General features: G+C 67.2%; 15 protein-coding genes. All 15 read right to left on the reverse strand.

The window, feature by feature from the left end; genetic code table 11:
- Positions 1–15: 15 nt before the first annotated feature.
- The 15 genes from AC1MFL_RS19265 to AC1MFL_RS19335 all read right to left on the reverse strand — a co-directional run bounded on the left by AC1MFL_RS19265 (position 16) and on the right by AC1MFL_RS19335 (position 17,013).
- Positions 16–396 carry an RNA polymerase-binding protein RbpA gene (locus AC1MFL_RS19265; protein WP_479812073.1) on the reverse strand — a complete coding sequence of 127 codons (381 nt, stop codon included), beginning with the start codon at positions 394–396 and terminating at the stop codon, positions 16–18.
- A gap of 119 nt (positions 397–515) precedes the next feature.
- A complete protein-coding gene (gene secG / locus AC1MFL_RS19270; protein ID WP_226762181.1) occupies positions 516–773 on the reverse strand; it encodes a preprotein translocase subunit SecG in 258 nt (85 codons plus the stop codon).
- Between the two features lie 49 nt (positions 774–822).
- Positions 823–1,638, reverse strand: coding sequence for a triose-phosphate isomerase (gene tpiA, locus AC1MFL_RS19275; protein WP_479812075.1), 816 nt, complete (start codon positions 1,636–1,638; stop codon positions 823–825).
- 81 nt (positions 1,639–1,719) lie between these two features.
- Positions 1,720–2,946: a phosphoglycerate kinase gene (locus tag AC1MFL_RS19280; RefSeq protein WP_479812077.1), complete on the reverse strand. Its 1,227-nt coding sequence runs from the start codon at positions 2,944–2,946 to the stop codon at positions 1,720–1,722.
- A gap of 10 nt (positions 2,947–2,956) precedes the next feature.
- Positions 2,957–3,967 carry a type I glyceraldehyde-3-phosphate dehydrogenase gene (gap, locus tag AC1MFL_RS19285; protein ID WP_301228375.1) on the reverse strand — a complete coding sequence of 337 codons (1,011 nt, stop codon included), beginning with the start codon at positions 3,965–3,967 and terminating at the stop codon, positions 2,957–2,959.
- Positions 3,968–4,250: 283 nt separating this feature from the next.
- Positions 4,251–4,874 (reverse strand): superoxide dismutase, encoded by a 624-nt coding sequence (locus AC1MFL_RS19290; protein ID WP_479812079.1) that lies wholly within the window; start codon positions 4,872–4,874, stop codon positions 4,251–4,253.
- Between the two features lie 172 nt (positions 4,875–5,046).
- Positions 5,047–6,027 carry a DNA-binding protein WhiA gene (whiA, locus tag AC1MFL_RS19295; protein WP_479812081.1) on the reverse strand — a complete coding sequence of 327 codons (981 nt, stop codon included), beginning with the start codon at positions 6,025–6,027 and terminating at the stop codon, positions 5,047–5,049.
- A gap of 10 nt (positions 6,028–6,037) precedes the next feature.
- Complete coding sequence (locus AC1MFL_RS19300) at positions 6,038–7,057, reverse strand: gluconeogenesis factor YvcK family protein (RefSeq protein ID WP_479812083.1); 1,020 nt, start codon at positions 7,055–7,057, stop codon at positions 6,038–6,040.
- Positions 7,057–7,980, reverse strand: coding sequence for an RNase adapter RapZ (gene rapZ / locus AC1MFL_RS19305; RefSeq protein WP_479812085.1), 924 nt, complete (start codon positions 7,978–7,980; stop codon positions 7,057–7,059). The genes AC1MFL_RS19300 and rapZ overlap by 1 nt, the downstream gene beginning before the upstream one ends.
- 113 nt (positions 7,981–8,093) lie before the next feature.
- On the reverse strand, positions 8,094–10,133 hold the full coding sequence (uvrC, locus tag AC1MFL_RS19310) for an excinuclease ABC subunit UvrC (RefSeq protein ID WP_479812087.1): 2,040 nt from the start codon (positions 10,131–10,133) through the stop codon (positions 8,094–8,096).
- A 56-nt stretch (positions 10,134–10,189) separates the two neighbouring features.
- Complete coding sequence (locus AC1MFL_RS19315) at positions 10,190–10,858, reverse strand: lysophospholipid acyltransferase family protein (RefSeq protein WP_479812089.1); 669 nt, start codon at positions 10,856–10,858, stop codon at positions 10,190–10,192.
- Between the two features lie 57 nt (positions 10,859–10,915).
- Complete coding sequence (locus AC1MFL_RS19320) at positions 10,916–11,635, reverse strand: HAD hydrolase-like protein (protein ID WP_479812091.1); 720 nt, start codon at positions 11,633–11,635, stop codon at positions 10,916–10,918.
- 132 nt (positions 11,636–11,767) lie between these two features.
- On the reverse strand, positions 11,768–14,722 hold the full coding sequence (uvrA, locus tag AC1MFL_RS19325) for an excinuclease ABC subunit UvrA (protein WP_479812093.1): 2,955 nt from the start codon (positions 14,720–14,722) through the stop codon (positions 11,768–11,770).
- Between the two features lie 90 nt (positions 14,723–14,812).
- On the reverse strand, positions 14,813–15,205 hold the full coding sequence (locus tag AC1MFL_RS19330) for a GntR family transcriptional regulator (RefSeq protein ID WP_479812095.1): 393 nt from the start codon (positions 15,203–15,205) through the stop codon (positions 14,813–14,815).
- Positions 15,202–17,013, reverse strand: coding sequence for an ABC transporter ATP-binding protein (locus AC1MFL_RS19335; protein ID WP_479815578.1), 1,812 nt, complete (start codon positions 17,011–17,013; stop codon positions 15,202–15,204). Before AC1MFL_RS19335 ends, AC1MFL_RS19330 begins: the two co-directional genes overlap by 4 nt.
- Between the last annotated feature and the right edge of the window lie 145 nt (positions 17,014–17,158).

Genomic DNA, 17,158 nt, shown 5'->3' on the forward strand with positions numbered 1-17,158 from the left:
CGCTATTGCCTGCGGCTATTCCCCTGGGAGGCTCCGGCTTGCCCGCAGTCTTTCGAGCGCTCCGGCCAGCACGTCTTCGGCGTCCTGGCTGGAACGCCGCTCTTTAACGTATTCCAGGTGGCTTTTGTAGCCTTCCACCGGTACGTCCTCAAGCGCGAACTGCGCCTCGTCCCGGGTGGCCGTTCCGCCGCAGCGGCGGCAGTCCCAGACGCCGGGGATCTGGTCGTCGGGCAACTGCGCGAAGACCAGTGGCGTCTCGTGGCCTTTGGCACACCGGTAGCTGACGCGGATGCGGGGCGTGCGGGCAGCGGTGCCATCGAGCGGTTCGTGCCGGGGCGTGGCCCCTTCGGTGGCTCCTACTCGGATGCCCCGGAATCCGGAGGCGGAATGCAGCATCGGGAACTCCTGGCTACTCAGCGGGCGGAATGCGCATTGCAATCAGCCAAAGTGTAGTTCGCAGTTCCCGATGCCGGGGAGGGCCATAAGGACCCCTTATGAAGTTTTCAGGCAGCGTGCTAGGAGTCTCCGCCGCCGCTGAAACGCATGATCAGGCCAAGGCCGATGATGACGACTCCCCAAGTGACGCCGAGGATGACCGTGAAGCGGTTCAGGTTCCGCTCGGCCACGCCCGAGGAGCTGAGGCCGGAGCTCATGCCGCCGCCGAACATGTCGGACAGACCGCCGCCGCGTCCCTTGTGGAGCAGGATGAGCAAGGTCAGCAGGAGGCTGGTGATACCCAGGAGAACCTGCAGAATGACATGAAGAACGTCCACGACGGCCTTTCAGAAGATTTGGATTGCGGGGGCCACGATTGTGTCCGGACTAATCCGTCAGCAGGTGACTCTCGAACCTGACAATATTAGCAAACTCGGCGGCGTCCAGGCTGGCACCACCGACGAGCAATCCGTCCACGTCGCGTTCCTTGAGGATTGAGGCGGCGTTGTTGGCCTTGACCGAGCCGCCGTACAGCAGCCGGGTCTTTGACGCGACGCCCGACCCGAAGAGGGTGGCGAGCTCGGCGCGGAGGGCGGCGCACATTTCCTGGGCGTCGTCCGGTCCAGCGACCTCGCCGGTCCCGATGGCCCAGACCGGCTCATAGGCGACGACAAGCTCAGTGGCCTGCTCGGGGGTGAGGCCCTCGACTCCGGCGCGCAGCTGCGCCAGCGTGTGGTCGACGTGCGTCCCGGCCTGCCGGATCTCCAGTCCTTCGCCGACGCAGAGCACGGGGGTGATGCCATGCCGGAAAGCCGCCTTCGTCTTGGCGTTCAGCACCTCGTCGGATTCGTGGTGGATGGTGCGGCGTTCGCTGTGGCCGACGAGGACGTAGCTGCAGCCGAGCTTGGCGAGGAACTGGCCGGAAATGTCCCCGGTGTAGGCGCCGGAATCGAACGGGGAGAGATCCTGGCCGCCGTAGACGACCTTGAGTTCATCGCCCTGAACCAGGGTCTGGACACCCCGGAGGTCGGTGAACGGCGGGAAGACGGAGACCTCCACACGGCTGTAATCGTGCTTGGCGTCGGACAGGGTCCAGGCGAGTTTCTGCAGGAGTGTGATGCCCTGGACATGGTCCATGTTCATCTTCCAGTTGCCTGCAATGAAGGGCGTGCGGTCGAATTTGCCGTTGGTTGACGTAGTCACGTGGTCTCCAAAATGTTCGTAGCAGTGGAACAGCCGGCAGGGCGCCCCGTCCTGGGACAGGCGCCCTGCCGGCTGGCTGGTTTAGCGGTCCAGGATGCTCAGGCCGGGGAGTTCCTTGCCTTCAAGGTACTCGAGGCTGGCGCCGCCGCCGGTGGAAATGTGCCCGAACTGGTCATCGGCGAAGCCGAGGGTCCGGACCGCGGCTGCGGAGTCGCCGCCGCCGACCACGGTGAATGCGCCGGTCTCGGTCAGTGCCTGGGCGATGGCCCGGGTGCCGGCGGCGAAAGCCGGGAACTCGAACACACCCATGGGCCCGTTCCAGAACACCGTCCTGGCGCCCTTGATCCGTTCCGCGAAAGCAGCGGCCGACTCCGGTCCGATGTCCAGGCCGATGCCCTGGGCGCCGAAGCTGCTTTCTTCAATCGCGTCGGCTCGCACGGTTTCATGCTGGGCGTCGGCGGCGAACTTGCTGGCCACCACGACGTCGGTGGGAACCACGAACTCCGTCCCGGCGTCCGCTGCGCGCTTGAGGTACTCCTGCACGACGGGGACCTGGTCCGCCTCCAGCAGGCTGCCGGCCACCTTGTGTCCCGCGGCGGCGAGGAAGGTGAACAACATGCCCCCGCCGACCAGGATGGTGTCCGCCTTGCCGATGAGGTTGTCGATCACGGCGAGCTTGTCCGAGACCTTGGAACCGCCGAGCACAACGACGTAGGGGCGCTGGGTGTCGGTGGTGAGCTTGCGCAGCACCTCGACCTCGGTGCGCACCAGGTCGCCCTGGTAGGACGGCAGCCGGGTGGCGACGTCGTAGACGGACGCATGCTTGCGGTGCACGGCGCCGAACGCGTCGTCCACGAAAGCGCCGTTGGATCCGGTGAGGGCCACCAGTTCATCGGCGAACGCGCCGCGCTCTGCGTCGTTCTTGGAGGTTTCGCGGGCGTCGAAGCGCACGTTCTCCAGGATGAGGGCTTCGCCGTCCTGCAGTGCCGCGGCGGACGCCTTGGCGGCGTCGCCGACGGTGTCTTCCGCGAGGGAGACCTTGAACGGGGCGAGCTCCGCCAGCCGGGCCGCGGCGGGCTTGAGCGAATACTTCTCCTCCGGGGCGCCCTTGGGGCGGCCGAGGTGTGCTGTGACCAGCACACGGGCACCGGCGTCCGTGAGCTTCGCCAGCACTGGAAGGGAGGCCTTGATGCGGCCATCATCAGTCACTGCAGAGCCGTCGAGCGGCACGTTCAGGTCACTTCTGACCAGAACGTACCGCCCGCGGACACCATCAGCGATCAGTTCGTCGAGGGTGTGGAATGTCATGAGTCTTACCCTAGCCCAGCTTGGCTGCGACGAGCTCCGTGAGGTCCACGAGGCGGTTGGAGTAGCCCCATTCGTTGTCATACCAGGAAACAACCTTGACCTGGTTGCCGATCACCTTGGTCAGGCCGGAGTCGAAGATGGAGGAGGCCGGGTCACCGACGATGTCCGAGGAAACGATCGGCTCGTCGGTGTAGGTCAGCAGGCCCTTGAGTTCGGGGGTCTCGGAGGCAGCCTTGAGGGCGGCGTTCACTTCCGCGACGGTGGTCTCGCGGGAGACGACGACGGTCAGGTCAGTTGCGGAGCCGGTGGGCACCGGCACGCGGATGGCGTAGCCATCGAGCTTGCCCTTGAGCTCCGGCAGGACCAGGCCGATTGCCTTGGCCGCACCCGTGGAGGTGGGGACCATGTTGATGGCGGCGGCGCGGGCCCGGCGGAGGTCCTTGTGCGGGCCGTCCTGCAGGTTCTGGTCGGCGGTGTAGGCGTGGATCGTGGTCATCAGTCCGCGCTCGATGCCGAAGGCGTCGTTGATCACCTTGGCCAGCGGGCCGAGGCAGTTGGTGGTGCAGGAGGCGTTGGAGATGATGTGGTGCGCGGCGGGGTCGTAGAGCCCGTCGTTCACGCCCATCACGATCGTGATGTCCTCGTCCGAGGCGGGGGCGGAGATCAGGACCTTCTTGGCGCCGGCATCGATGTGCTTCTGCGCGTCGGCGGCCTTGGTGAAGAAGCCGGTGGATTCGATCACGACGTCAACGCCGAGCTCGGCCCAGGGCAGCTTGGCCGGATCGCGCTCTGCGAGGACCTTGACGGTCTTGCCGTCGACGACGATGTTGCCGTCCTTGACCTCGATGGACTCCTTCAGGCGTCCGCCCACGGAGTCGTACTTGAAGAGGTGGGCCAGGGCTTCCGGGCTAGTGAGGTCGTTGACGGCAACGATCTCGAGGTCTGCCCCCTGGGCGAGTGCGGCGCGGAAGTAGTTGCGGCCGATACGGCCGAAGCCGTTAATACCAATACGGGTGGTCACGTTTTCAGTCTCCTTGGTGCTTCTTCAAAGCACGATTAGTTGAGAAGGCGCTCAAGCCAACTAACAGATCCCGCACGCCATTGGGCAGAGATGATTAACAGATCGGAGGGCGACCAGCCACATTGCTGAAGGCTAACCGCCTTCCGTGACCTATCTTACGTTTAACTTGGTCTGCCCCCGCAAGTGCAGGGGCAGACCGTCCACAATTTGAGCCGAACGGGCGTAATTGTGAGCTTTGTTACAGGCGTGTGAACTGCGACATGCTCAGGGCGCCCCGGCCGTGTTAGAGCGTGACGAGGCCGGTCGCGTTTTTGCGGGCCCCGTCGAAGCGCTTGGCGACGTCGGCCCAGTTCACGATGTTCCAGAAAGCCTTGACGTAGTCGGCCTTGACGTTGACGTAGTCCAGGTAGAAGGCGTGCTCCCACATGTCCAGCATCAGCAGCGGGGTGGTGCCGACAGCGACGTTGCCCTGCTGATCGTAGAGCTGCTCGATCACGAGGTTGCCGCCGATGGGCTCGTAGGCCAGGAACGCCCAGCCGGAACCCTGCAGGCCCATGGCCGCCGCGGTGAAGTGGGCACGGAACGCGTCGAAGGAGCCGAACGCGTCGTCGATGGCGGCTGCCAGCTCACCTTCAGGCTTGTCGCCACCGTCCGGGGAAAGGTTCTTCCAGAAGACAGAGTGGTTGATGTGGCCGCCGGTGTGGAATGCGAGGTCCTTGGAGAGGCGGTTGATGTTGGCGAAGTCGCCTTTGTCACGTGCTTCGGCCAGCTGGGCCAGGGCGTTGTTGGCGCCGGCCACGTACGCGGCGTGGTGCTTGCTGTGGTGCAGCTCCATGATCCGCGCGGAAATGTGGGGCTCCAGCGCTGCGTAGTCATAGCTGAGGTCAGGCAGTACGTATTCGGTCACAAAATCCTCCAATGTCGTGGACTGGTTGTCCGTTTGGTAACTCTCGGATTGTGCATCCGGATGTGGTGGCACCCGGAAGTTTCTGGATCGGAGTCCAGTGGGCATAGCCTCCGGTCCCCCTGAGGTATTCCCGCCGGCCCGATCCGATTCTGCAGTTGATTCCCGGCAGAGGCTACTCGTCGAGCATTTCCGGCGTCACATTGGCCTCTGTGCCGGGGATGCCGAGGTCCTGGGCGCGCTTGTCGGCCATGGCCAGCAGGCGGCGGATCCGGCCCGCGATGGCGTCCTTGGTCATCACGGGGTCCGCCAGGCGGCCGAGCTCGTCGAGGCTGGCCTGCTTGTGCGCGACCCGCAGTTCCCCGGCGTACTTCAGGTGGTCCGGTACATCGTCGCCGAGGATTTCCAGGGCGCGGTCCACGCGGGCGCCGGCAGCGACTGCCGCCTGCGCCGAACGGCGCAGGTTCGCGTCGTCGAAGTTGGCCAGCCGGTTGGCGGTGGCACGGACTTCCTTGCGCATCCGCCGCTCTTCCCACACCATGAGCGCATCGTGTGCTCCCATCCGGATCAGCAGCGCGGCGATGGTGTCACCGTCGCGGATGACCACACGGTCCACCCCCCTGACCTCGCGGGCCTTGGCCTGGATGCCGAGCCTGCGGGCCGCGCCGACGAGGGCGAGGGCGGACTCGGGGCCGGGGCAGGTGACCTCCATGGCGGAGGACCGGCCGGGCTCGGTGAGGGAGCCGTGGGCAAGGAAAGCGCCGCGCCAGACGGCCTCGGCGTCGGCGGCGGATCCGTTCACCACCACCGAGGGCAGGCCGCGGACGGGGCGCCCGCGGGCGTCCAGCAGGCCGGTCTGGCGGGCGAGGGCTTCGCCGTCGCGCACCACCCGGACGACATAGCGGCTGCCGCGGCGCAGTCCGCCGCCGGAGACGACGATGATTTCGCTTTGGTGCCCGTAAACCTCGGCGATGGCGGCCCGGAGCCGCCGCGCGGTCGAGGCGAGGTCCACTTCGGCCTCGATCACGATCCGGCCGGAGATGATGTGCAGTCCCCCGGCGAAGCGAAGCATGGCGGACACTTCAGCCTTGCGGACCGAGGACTTCTTGATGTCCAGCCGGGAAAGTTCTTCCTTGACTGATGCTGTCAGTGCCATGGCACTTTTCCTACCTGTTCCCGAAAATGTCGTGGTACGCCGTTGCCAGACGCAGCGGGTCGTGGATCGGCCGGCGGCTCGACGCCCCCACTTTACCCAACACCACCTCGGCGCCGAGCATCCCGGCCGCCTGTTCGAAGTCGGCGCGGTCGGAGACGGAGGCCGGATCGGCCAGCACGACGTCGATCGTGAAGTCCGGCGCGTACTCCCGGAGCACCCGCAGATGGTCCGCGGCGGACATGCCGAGGGTTTCCTTGGTGTCCGTGGCGAGGTTCATGGTGAGGCAGCGGCGGGCGGCCGTGTTGCACAGCGCCTCGCGCATTTCCGGCAGCAGCAGGTGCGGCAGCACGGAGGTGTACCAGGACCCGGGTCCGAGGATGACCCAGTCGGCCAGCTCGATGGCCGTGAGAGCCTCAATGCAGGCGGGGGCGTTCTCCGGCAGCAGCCGGACGCGTTCCAGCGAGCCGGCGACAGCGCAGTTCGCCTGCCCGGTCAGGGTCTGCAGCGCCGAGGTGCCGTCCGGGGCGGTGACCCGGACCTGGCCCTCGATGGTCAGCGGGATGCTGGACATCGGCAGGACCTCCCCGCGCGCACCCAGCAGGGCGCCGGCCCATTTCAGGCCCGCCACGGTGTCGCCCAGGAGTTCCCAGAGCGTCACGATCAGCAGGTTGCCCATCGCGTGCTCGTCGAGCGACCCGCCCCGGCCCTTGCCGGGCGCAAAGCGGTGCTGCATGACGTCGCGCCAGGTGCGGCCCCAGTCGGTGTCGTCACACAGCGCGGAGAGCGCCATCCGGAGGTCGCCGGGCGGGAGGACACCGTACTCTTCGCGCAGCCGTCCCGACGAGCCGCCGTCGTCCGCGACGGTGACGACGGCGGTCAGCTCGGAGGTGAGCAGGCGCAGGGCCGACAGCGACGCGGAGAGGCCGTGGCCGCCGCCCAGCGCGACGACGGACGGGCCTTTGTCCTGCTGGCTGGCGAAGGCAGCGCTGGCCGGAGGGACGAGCGGGAGCGGTCCGGTGAGCAGCGCCATTACTCGCGGCCCAGATCCCGGTGCGTGGTGGTCACGGTGACGCGCGGGTACTGCGCGAGCCGGCGGGACAGTTCGACGGCGACGGCCACGGAGCGGTGCTTGCCGCCGGTGCAGCCGACGGCGATGGTGGCGTAGTGCTTGTTCTCGCGCCGGTAGCCGTCCAGGACCGGCTCCAGGGCCAGCACATAGCGCTCCACGAAGTTGCTGACGCCCTGCGCTTCCAGCACATAGTCGCTGACGTCCTTGTCCAGCCCGGTGTGCGGCCGGAGGGCCGGGACCCAGTGCGGGTTGGGGATGAAGCGGGCGTCGGCGACGAAGTTGGCATCGACCGGAAGCCCGTATTTGAAGCCAAAGCTCATCACGTTGAGCCGGAGCGCCACGGGACCGGTCTCGCTGAAGAGCTCGGTGATCGCGGTGGCGAGACCGTGGACGTTCAGCGTCGAGGTGTCCAGGACGATGTCGGCGGAGGTGCGCAGTTCGTGCAGCAGTTCGCGTTCGGCGGCGATGCCGTCAAGGATCCTGCCGCCGCCCTGCAGCGGGTGCGGGCGCCGGCCCTGCTCGAAACGCCGGACGAGGACGTCGTCGGTGGCGTCCAGGAACAGCACCCGGAACCCGACGCCGCTGGCTTCCAGGCTGCGCAGGGTGGTCCTGATGTCTGCGAACAGCTCCTTGCTGCGCACGTCCATCACGACGGCGAGCTTGGAAATGGAACCGGGGGCGTGGGACACGATTTCCGCGAGGGTGCCGAGCATCTGCGGGGGGAGGTTTTCCACGACGTACCAGCCGTGGTCCTCCAGGGCGTCCGACGCAGTGCTCCGGCCGGCTCCCGACATGCCCGTCACTACGAGCAGTTCGGCCTCAACGGGTTTGACCGGCGTCATGCCGTCCGACTCCGTCCCGGATCCTGCCGTCGACTCTGCCATCAGTGAAGCCCCGTTCTGCTGTGCTGTTGTGCCGTGGAACGGCCGTGGTGCGGCCGAATCGCCGCGTGCGCCTTTCCCCAAGTTCTTACCCTAGCTAAGATTGCCGGTGCTGACTAAGTCTCCAGGATTTCGCCGGTGGTCATATTGATGGCGGGGGCGGCGGCATCGCCCTCCCCCTCGGTGAAGTGCTGGACGATGGCCGCGGCCAGGGCCGGGCCGATGCCCTTGGCGCCGGTGAGCTCCTCGACGCTGGCCGTCCTGATGCTCTTGACCGAGCCGAACTGGGCCAGCAGGGCCTTGCGCTTGGATTCGCCGAGCCCGGGCACGCCGTCGAGCGCCGAGACGGTCATCGCCTTGCCGCGCTTCTGCCGGTGGAAGGAGATCGCGAAGCGGTGCGCCTCGTCACGAATGCGCTGCAGCAGGTACAGCCCGGCCGAGGCCCGGGGCAGGATGACCGGGAAGTCGCTGTCCGGCAGCCAGACCTCCTCAAGCCGTTTGGCGAGGCCGACGACGTACACATCGTCGATGCCCAGTTCGGCCAGGGCGCGGGCGGCCGCGTTGACCTGGGGCTTTCCGCCGTCGACCACCACAAGGTTGGGCGGGTAGGCGAATTTGGTCCGCGGCGCCGGGGTCGTGGTGTCGGCGACGGCGACTGAGGTGGAAGCCGGGGAGGGAGCCGCGACTGCTGCCTGCGCCACGGCGTTGAGCATGGCCTGGTGGCCGGGCTGCCGGGCTGCGTCCGCCTGGACGGCCTGCTCCTGCAGGTAGTTCCGGAAACGCCGCGTGAGCACGTCATGCATGGCCGCCGTATCATCGGTGGCGGCGGCGCCGGTGACGGAAAACTTCCGGTATTCGGACTTCTTCGGCAGCCCGTCCTCGACCACCACCATGGACCCGACGACGTTGGTGCCCTGGACGTGCGAGATGTCATAGCATTCGATCCGCATCAGCGCGACGGGCAGCTCCAGGGCCTCCTGGAGTTCCTGCAGCGCCTGGGACCGCAGGGTCAGATCACCGGCGCGCCGGGATTTGTGGAGCCTGAGGGCGTGCTCGGCGTTGTCCCGGACGGTGGACAGCAGGGCGGCCTTGTCCCCGCGCTGCGGCACGCGGATGTCAACCCTGGCTCCACGCAGCCCGCTGAGCCACTGCGCCAGCTCCTCGGCGTTGCTGGGCTCCGCCGGGACGAGGACCTCGCGGGGCAGCCTGCCCTGCAGGCCGGCCTCCTCGCCATAGACCTGCTGGAGCAGGTGCTCGACGAGGTCGGGGGTGGCGGAATCCTCGACTTTTTCCACGACCCAGCCGCGCTGGCCGCGGATCCGCCCGCCGCGGACGTGGAAGACCTGCACGGCGGCCTCCAGCTCGTCCTCGCGGAGGGCGAAGACATCGGCGTCCGTGCCCTCGGCCAGGACGACGGCGTTGCGTTCGAAGACCTTTTTGAGCGCGACGATGTCGTCACGGATCCGCGCCGCCCGCTCGTAGTCAAGCTCCGCCACGGCGGCGGCCATCTCCTTTTCCAGCCGGGTGACGAACGGCTTGGCTTCGCCGCCCATAAAGGTGCAGAAGTCCTCGGCCAGGGCGCGGTGGTCCTCTGCCGAGATGCGGCCCACGCAGGGTGCCGCGCACTTGTCGATGTAGCCGAGGAGGCAGGGCCTGCCACTCGCCTCGGCCCGTTTCAGGACACCGGCGCTGCAGCTGCGGACCGGGAACACCCGGAGCAGGGTGTCCATGGTGTCCCGGATGGCTCCGGCGGTGTACGGGCCGAAGTAGCGGGTCCCCTTGCGGCGCTCTCCGCGCAGGACCTGGACGCGGGGGTACTTCTCCCCCATCGAGACCGCGAGGTACGGGTAACTCTTGTCATCCCGGAACATCACATTGAACCGGGGCTTGAATTCCTTGATCCAGGTGTATTCCAGTTGCAACGACTCGAGTTCGCTGCCGACGACGGTCCACTCCACGCTGCTGGCCGCATGGACCATCGCATACGTTTTAGGGAGCAGCCCGGCCGGGTTGGCGAAGTACGAGTTCAGCCGCGAGCGGAGGTTCTTGGCCTTGCCGACATAGATGACCCGGCCGTGCGGGTCGCGGAAGCGGTACACGCCCGGATTGGTCGGAATCTCACCCGTCTGGGGTCGGTAACTCGCTGGATCTGCCACAGTTCAAGTCTACTGAGCCGGCGGGCGTGCCCCTGACGCCCACCGGCCCGGGGGTGCTATTCGACGGTCTTGCTCTGGTTGTAGCTCGTGGAGCGTTCCTGGCCGCTGAGGGCGGCGATCGCGTCCATGATGCGGTCGGTGGCCTGGCGGCGGGCGGGCAGGGAGTGGTCCGGCCCGGTCTTCTCGAAGTACAGCGGTTCGCCGACCTTCATGGTGAAGTGCTGCGGCTTGACCGACTTGCTGTCCGCGGGCTGGAGGTTTTCCGTTCCGATCAACCCGACCGGGATGACGGGGGCCCCGGTGGTCAGGGCCAGCCAGCCGACCCCGGTGCGGCCGCGGTAGAGGATGCCGTCGCGGGAGCGGGTACCCTCCGGGTAGATGCCGACGCCCTTGCCCGAGTCGAGGATCGCCAGCAGGGTTTTCAGGGCCTGGACGCTGGCGGCCTGTTCGCCGCGTTCCACCGGGATGGAGCCGACAGCTTCGAAGAAGGATTTCATCGCCCTGCCCTTGATCCCGCCGGTGGTGAAATATTCCGCTTTGGCGAAGAAAGCGACGGGCCGGGGCATGAGCGCCTGGACGATCACGCTGTCCAGGAAGGACAGGTGGTTGGGCGCCACGATGAACGGGCCCTCCTTGGGCACGTTGTCCAGTCCGATGACCGTGGGCCGGCACGTCGAGCTGACCAGACCCCGTGTGGTCCAGCGGATTGCATCAAACATTGCCATCGGTGTGCACCTCGTCTTGGGCTTCGGTCAACAGGAAAGGGATCACTGCGGTGGTTGTCACGGGGTGCGCCGCACAGCGGCGGACCGCAGAGTGTCCCGGCGGGCCACGGCGTCGTGCAGGGCCGCGCTGCTGTGCACGATCTCCACGGCACCGGCCGTGTGCAGTTCACCGTCCGGAGCGAAACCCCAGCCTACGCCGATGCAGTCCAGGCCGTTGGCCGCCGCTCCGGCCACATCCTGGGCACGGTCCCCCACCATCACGGCGTGGTCCGTGTCCCGCCCGTGGCGGGTGGCGAGGTCGGCCACGGCTGCTGCCACGATTCCGGCTTTTCCCGACGGCACACCGGCGGCTGCCGCCTCGTCGGCCGCCGAGCCGCGGATGGTGTGGAACAGGGCCGCTATGCCGTGGTGCTCCAGCACTCTCCGGGCCAGGCCCTCGGGCTTCTGGGTGGCGACGGCGATAGGCCGGCCGGCTTCGGCAAAGGATTCGAGCAGGGCACGGATGCCGGGGTAGAGCCGGCTTTGGGCGATGCCCGTGGCGAGGTAGTGCGCGCGGTAGATCCGGATGGCGTCCTCGAGTCGGCCGGCGGGGACCCCGGCGATGTCCGTGAGGGAATGGCTGAGTTTCGGGCCGATCATGGCATCCATTTGGGCCTTGCCGGGAATACCGAGTCCGAGCTCCGTCAGGGCCGCTGTGATGCCGTCCGAGATTCCGCCGGCCGGATCGACAAGAGTGCCGTCTAGGTCGAAGATCACGGGCACTGTTGTTTGGGTCACCGGCTTAGTTTCTCACGAGTGAACGGATGCCCGAAACTCGCATGCCCCGCAGGGAATATACCGGGAATATATGTCCGGGCAACGCACCGGGGTATCCGCTGCTGCGGCGGACGCCCCGGTGCGGGGCAGGCGTCAGGCCAGGATCTCGGCCAGGAAGGCTGCCGTGTGGCTTTCCGTCGACTTGGCTACCTGTTCCGGCGTTCCCGAGGCGACGATGCGGCCGCCGCCGGACCCGCCGTCGGGGCCCAGGTCCACGATCCAGTCCGCGCTTTTGATGACATCAAGGTTGTGCTCGATCGTGATGACCGTGTTGCCCTTTTCCACCAGGCCCTGGAGGACCAGGAGCAGCTTGCGGATGTCCTCGAAGTGCAGGCCCGTGGTGGGCTCGTCCAGCACGTAGATGCTGCGCCCGTTGGAGCGTTTCTGCAGCTCCGCGGCGAGCTTCACCCGCTGCGCCTCGCCGCCGGAAAGCGTGGTGGCGGGCTGGCCCAGCCGGACGTAGCCGAGTCCGACGTCGACGAGGGTCCGCAGGTGCCGGGCGATCGGGGAGAACGCGGCGAAGAACTCGGCGCCTTCCTCGATCGGCATGTTCAGCACATCGGCGATCGTCTTGCCCTTGTAGTGGACTTCCAGGGTTTCGCGGTTGTACCGGGCGCCGTGGCACACCTCGCAGGGCACGTAGACGTCCGGCAGGAAGTTCATTTCGATCTTCAGCGTGCCGTCACCGGAGCAGGCCTCGCAGCGGCCGCCCTTGACGTTGAACGAGAACCGGCCCGGCAGGTAGCCGCGGATCTTGGCCTCGGTGGTGTCGGCGAACAGCTTGCGGATGTTGTCAAAGACACCCGTGTAGGTCGCCGGGTTGGAGCGCGGGGTGCGGCCGATTGGGCTCTGGTCGACGTGGACCACCTTGTCGAGGTGCTCAAGCCCCTGGATCGACTTGTGCCGCCCCGCCACCTGCTTGGCGCCGTTGAGCTTGTTGGCGAGGACTTTGTAGAGGATCTCGTTGACCAGGGTGGACTTCCCGGAGCCGCTGACGCCGGTCACCGCGGTGAACAGGCCCAGCGGGAACGTGGCATCCACGTTCAGGAGATTGTTCTCCTTGGCCCCGACCACCTTGAGTTCGCGCTTCTTGTCGTACTTGCGCCGCTTCTTGGGGATCTCGATCTGTTTCCGGCCGGAGAGGTAGTCACCGGTAAGGGATTCGGTGTTCTTGAGCAGGTCCTGGTAGGAACCGGAGTGCACCACCATGCCGCCGTGCTCGCCGGCTCCCGGCCCGATGTCCACCACCCAGTCGGCTTCCTGTATGGTGTCCTCGTCGTGTTCCACCACAATCAGGGTGTTGCCGAGGTCCCGCAGCCGGGTGAGGGTTTCAATCAGGCGGCGGTTGTCGCGCTGGTGCAGGCCAATGGACGGCTCATCCAGGACGTAGAGCACGCCGACGAGGCCGGAGCCGATCTGGGTGGCCAGCCGGATGCGCTGCGCTTCGCCGCCGGACAGGGTGCCGGAGGGACGTTCGAGGTTGAGGTACTCCAGGCCGACGTCGAGCAGGAAGGTCAGGCGGGCCTGGATCTCCTTGAGGACCTGGTTCGCGATCTGGGCTTCGCGGCCGGTGAGCACCAGGTTGTCCAGGAAGTGGGCGCATTCCCGCATCGGCAGGGCCGCGACCTCGGCAATGGACTTGCCGTTGATCAGAACCGAAAGCGACGCCGGGTTCAGCCGGGCGCCCTTGCAGGCCGGGCACGGAATCTGCCGCATGTACTCCTCGTAGCGGTCCCGGGCCGAGTCCGAGTCCGTTTCCAGGTGTTTGCGGTGGACGTACTGGATGACGCCCTCGAAGCCGGTGCTGTATTTGCGTTCCCGGCCGAAGCGGTTGCGGTACTGCACCACGACCTTGTGGTCCTTGCCGTGCAGCACCGTCTGGCGGGCGTCCTCGGAGAGCTTGTCCCACGGGGCCGTCATCGAGAAGCCGAGTTCCTTGGCGAGTCCGCCGAGCAGGCGGTTCCAGTACTCCGTCGTCGCGGTGCCGAGTGACCAGGGTGCGATGGCCCCTTCCGAGAGGGACAGTTCCCCGTTCGGAATGATGAGTTCCTCATCGACCTCCAGTTTGGTGCCGATGCCGCTGCAGGCGGAGCAGGCGCCGAAGGGGTTGTTGAAGGAGAAGGAGCGCGGTTCGATCTCGTCGATCGCGAGCGGGTGCTCGTTGGGGCAGGCAAGGTGTTCGGAGAACGCCCGGATGCGTTCCGGGTCGTCGGCGTCAAGGTCGACGAATTCGGCGAGAATCCGGCCCTCGGCCAGGCCGAGGGCGGTTTCCACCGAGTCGGTGAGGCGCTGGCTGATGCCTTCCTTGACCACGAGGCGGTCCACGACCACTTCGATGGTGTGCTTGAACTGCTTGCCCAGCTTGGGCGGATCGCTCAGCTGGATCAGCTTGTCATCGACCCGGGCCCGCGAGTAGCCCTTGGCGGTGAGTTCCTTGAACAGCTCGACGAATTCGCCCTTGCGGCCGCGGACCACCGGGGCCAGGACCTGGAAGCGGGTGCCCTCGGGCAGTTCCAGCAGCTGGTCGACGATCTGCTGCGGGGTCTGCTTCGCGACGAGCTCCCCGCAGATGGGGCAATACGGGCGGCCGACGCGGGCCCACAACAGGCGCATGTAGTCGTAGATCTCGGTGATGGTGCCCACGGTGGAGCGGGGGTTCTTGCTGGTGGACTTCTGGTCGATGGACACCGCGGGCGAGAGCCCCTCGATGAAGTCGACGTCGGGCTTGTCCACCTGGCCCAGGAACTGCCGGGCGTAGGCGGAGAGCGACTCGACGTAGCGGCGCTGGCCCTCGGCGAAGATCGTGTCGAACGCCAGGGAGGACTTGCCCGAGCCGGAGAGTCCGGTGAAGACGATCATGGAGTCCCGGGGCAGGTCCAGGTCCACGTTGCGCAGGTTGTGTTCGCGGGCGCCCTTGACGACAAGACGGGACATGTCCGGGCGTTTCAGCGCGGGGCGGGGGTCCTCCCCGCGGCCCGGTGTTGCCGGACTCATCGGAACGGAGGTCGGGGAGTCAACGGCTGGATCTTCAGCTACGGCTTTAGGCACGCTACCAATGCTAATCGAAAACTTCTTCGAACTTCCATTCCCCGATGTGCCCCCGGCCGGCAAACGCCACCCGGAATGCACTCGCCGCCGCTAGTCGCGGTCGTAGGCGGCGGCGAGCAGCTGCACAGCCTCGGCGAAGCTGGCGCCGCGGGCCTTCGCCGCGGCGGCGAACTCAGCGGCGGCAGCGGAAAGCGAGCTCCAGGCTTCGTCCCGGGCGCACACCACCGTCCCGTTCCGGCCCCGGGTCACCACGACCCCGGCGGCCTCAAGTTCCTTGTAGGCGCGGGCCACCGTATGGGGGGCGACCCCCAGCTCACCGGCGAGGCTCCGGACGGCGGGGAGCCTGGTCCCGGGCGCCAGGGTCCCATTGTCAGCCCGTTCAATGATGTTGAGCCGGAGCTGTTCAAACAGCGGGACGGAGCTGGCCGGATTGGGCCGCCATGCGCCGGGGAACGGCGTGGTTGAGGTTTCGGTGGATGTCATTGTCCGGGCTCCTGGGCATGTTCGGGTTGTTCGCGGCGGGCGAACTGCGCCTCGTACAGTTTCCGGTACAGTCCACCCCTATTTATCAGTTGCTCGTGGGTCCCCTGCTCAACGATCCGTCCCTGGTCCATGACCAGAATTAGATCAGCGTCCCGGACGGTGGACAAACGGTGGGCAATGACGAAACTGGTGCGACCCTGCCGGAGCCGGTGCATGGCCTGCCGGATCTGCGCTTCGGTGCGGCTGTCCACCGAGCTGGTCGCCTCGTCGAGGACGAGGATGCTGCGCCCGGCCAGTTGGGCCCGTGCGATCGAGATGAGCTGGCGCTGGCCGCGGCTCAGCGAATCGCCGTCGTTGCCGAGCATCGTCGCGTAGCCGCCGGGCAGGGCCCGGACGAACTGGTCCACGTGGCTGGCCTGCGCGGCGGCCGTGACCGCGGCGTCGTCGGCGCCGGGGCGTCCGTATTCGATGTTGTCCCGGATGGTGCCGGTGAACAGCCAGCTGTCCTGCAGCACGGTGCCGAAATTGGAGCGCAGTTCGTCCCGGGTCAGCTCCGCGGTGTCCTGGCCGTCGACGGTGATCCGGCCGGAGTCCGGTTCGTAGAAGCGCATCAGGAGGTTCACCACGGTGGTCTTCCCGGCCCCGGTCTGGCCAACAATCGCGACGGTCTGCCCGGGCTGTACGGCAAAGCAGAGGTCCTGGACCACGGGTGAGCCCGGGTCGTAGCCGAAGCTGACGTGCTCGAAAGTCACCCGGCCGGCCCCAGCAGCAGGACCGGTAGCAGCTGGACCGGCGGCGGGGGCACCAACAGCTGGTGCCCTGCCCCTGGCAGCCTCGGTCGGAACTGCAGTCGGCACCGCAGTCCGCACCCCCGTCGGGACCTCAGCCGGGACCTCCGGCGCATCCAGGAGTTCAAAGACCCGGCCCGCCGAGACGAGGCAGGACTGCATGAGGGTCAGCATGCCGCCGATCTGCCCCATCGGCTGGCTGAAGAGCCGGCTGAACTGGATGAAGGCCTGAAGCCCGCCGATGGTCATGGCGCCGGCGAGGACCTGGAGCGCGCCGACAACCGCCACGGCGATGTAGTTGAGGTTGGACACAAAAACCATCAGGGGCTGCACGACGCCGGACAAGTATTGCGCACGGGCACTGGCCCGGCAGAGTTTGTCGTTGCCGGCCTTGAACCGGGCCGTGGCTGCCTCCTGCCGGCCGAAGGCCTTGACGACTTCGTGGCCGGTGAAAAACTCCTCCAGCTGCGCGTGCAGCTCCCCCGTGCTCCCCCACTGCTCGGTGAAGTGGGCCGAGGATTTCCGGGCCACCAGGACGGTGATGAGGGTGGACACCGGGACGGAAACCAGTGCGACCAGGGCCAGGACCGGTGAGAGCCACAGCATCATGGCCAGCGCCCCGGAGAGCATCAGCAGCGAAAGGATGAGCTGGTTGAGGAGCTGGTTGAGGGCCTGCGCGATGTTGTCGACGTCGTTGGTGGCGCGGCTCAGCACATCCCCGCGGTGCTGCTCGTCAAAATGGCCGGACGGCAGGACATGCAGTTTCTCCTCCACCGAGGCCCGCAGCCCGTAGCCCAGCCGCTGCACGGCGACGGCCGTCAGGGTCCCCTGGACCCAGCTGAAGAGGGAGGCCCCCAGATACATGACGGAGACCGCCGCCAGCAGCGCGGCCAGTTTTTCCTGGTTGAAGGATCCCCCCACCACACCTTCGACGACGACGTCGGTGGCGTCACCCAGGACTTTCGGTGCCGCCACGTTAAGCGTCACGAAGGCGCAGGTGGCGGCGATGACGCCGGCCATCCGCCACTTCGAGGGCCGCAGGAGCCCGAGCAGCCGTCCACCGGTCCGCCAGCGGAACCGGCCGCCCTTCGGGGGCTCCTCGGTTGGCACCCCCGGGAGGGCTTCGCTGCGCCCGCCGGACGGGGCGTCCACCAGCGGCTGGTCT

The sequence above is a fragment of the Arthrobacter sp. BG3 genome, from assembly GCF_056680185.1.

What these genes read in the sequence shown, in the direction of transcription:
- AC1MFL_RS19300 (WP_479812083.1), bottom strand. Translation starts at nt 7,057, where the DNA reads ATGGCGCTGCTCACCGGACCGCTCCCGCTCGTCCCTCCGGCCAGCGCT.
- AC1MFL_RS19330 (WP_479812095.1), bottom strand. Translation starts at nt 15,205, where the DNA reads ATGACATCCACCGAAACCTCAACCACGCCGTTCCCCGGCGCATGGCGG.
- AC1MFL_RS19335 (WP_479815578.1), bottom strand. Translation starts at nt 17,013, where the DNA reads ATGGCCGGCGTCATCGCCGCCACCTGCGCCTTCGTGACGCTTAACGTG.
- AC1MFL_RS19280 (WP_479812077.1), bottom strand. Translation starts at nt 2,946, where the DNA reads ATGACATTCCACACCCTCGACGAACTGATCGCTGATGGTGTCCGCGGG.
- AC1MFL_RS19265 (WP_479812073.1), bottom strand. Translation starts at nt 396, where the DNA reads ATGCTGCATTCCGCCTCCGGATTCCGGGGCATCCGAGTAGGAGCCACC.
- rapZ (WP_479812085.1), bottom strand. Translation starts at nt 7,980, where the DNA reads ATGGCAGAGTCGACGGCAGGATCCGGGACGGAGTCGGACGGCATGACG.
- AC1MFL_RS19315 (WP_479812089.1), bottom strand. Translation starts at nt 10,858, where the DNA reads ATGGCAATGTTTGATGCAATCCGCTGGACCACACGGGGTCTGGTCAGC.
- whiA (WP_479812081.1), bottom strand. Translation starts at nt 6,027, where the DNA reads ATGGCACTGACAGCATCAGTCAAGGAAGAACTTTCCCGGCTGGACATC.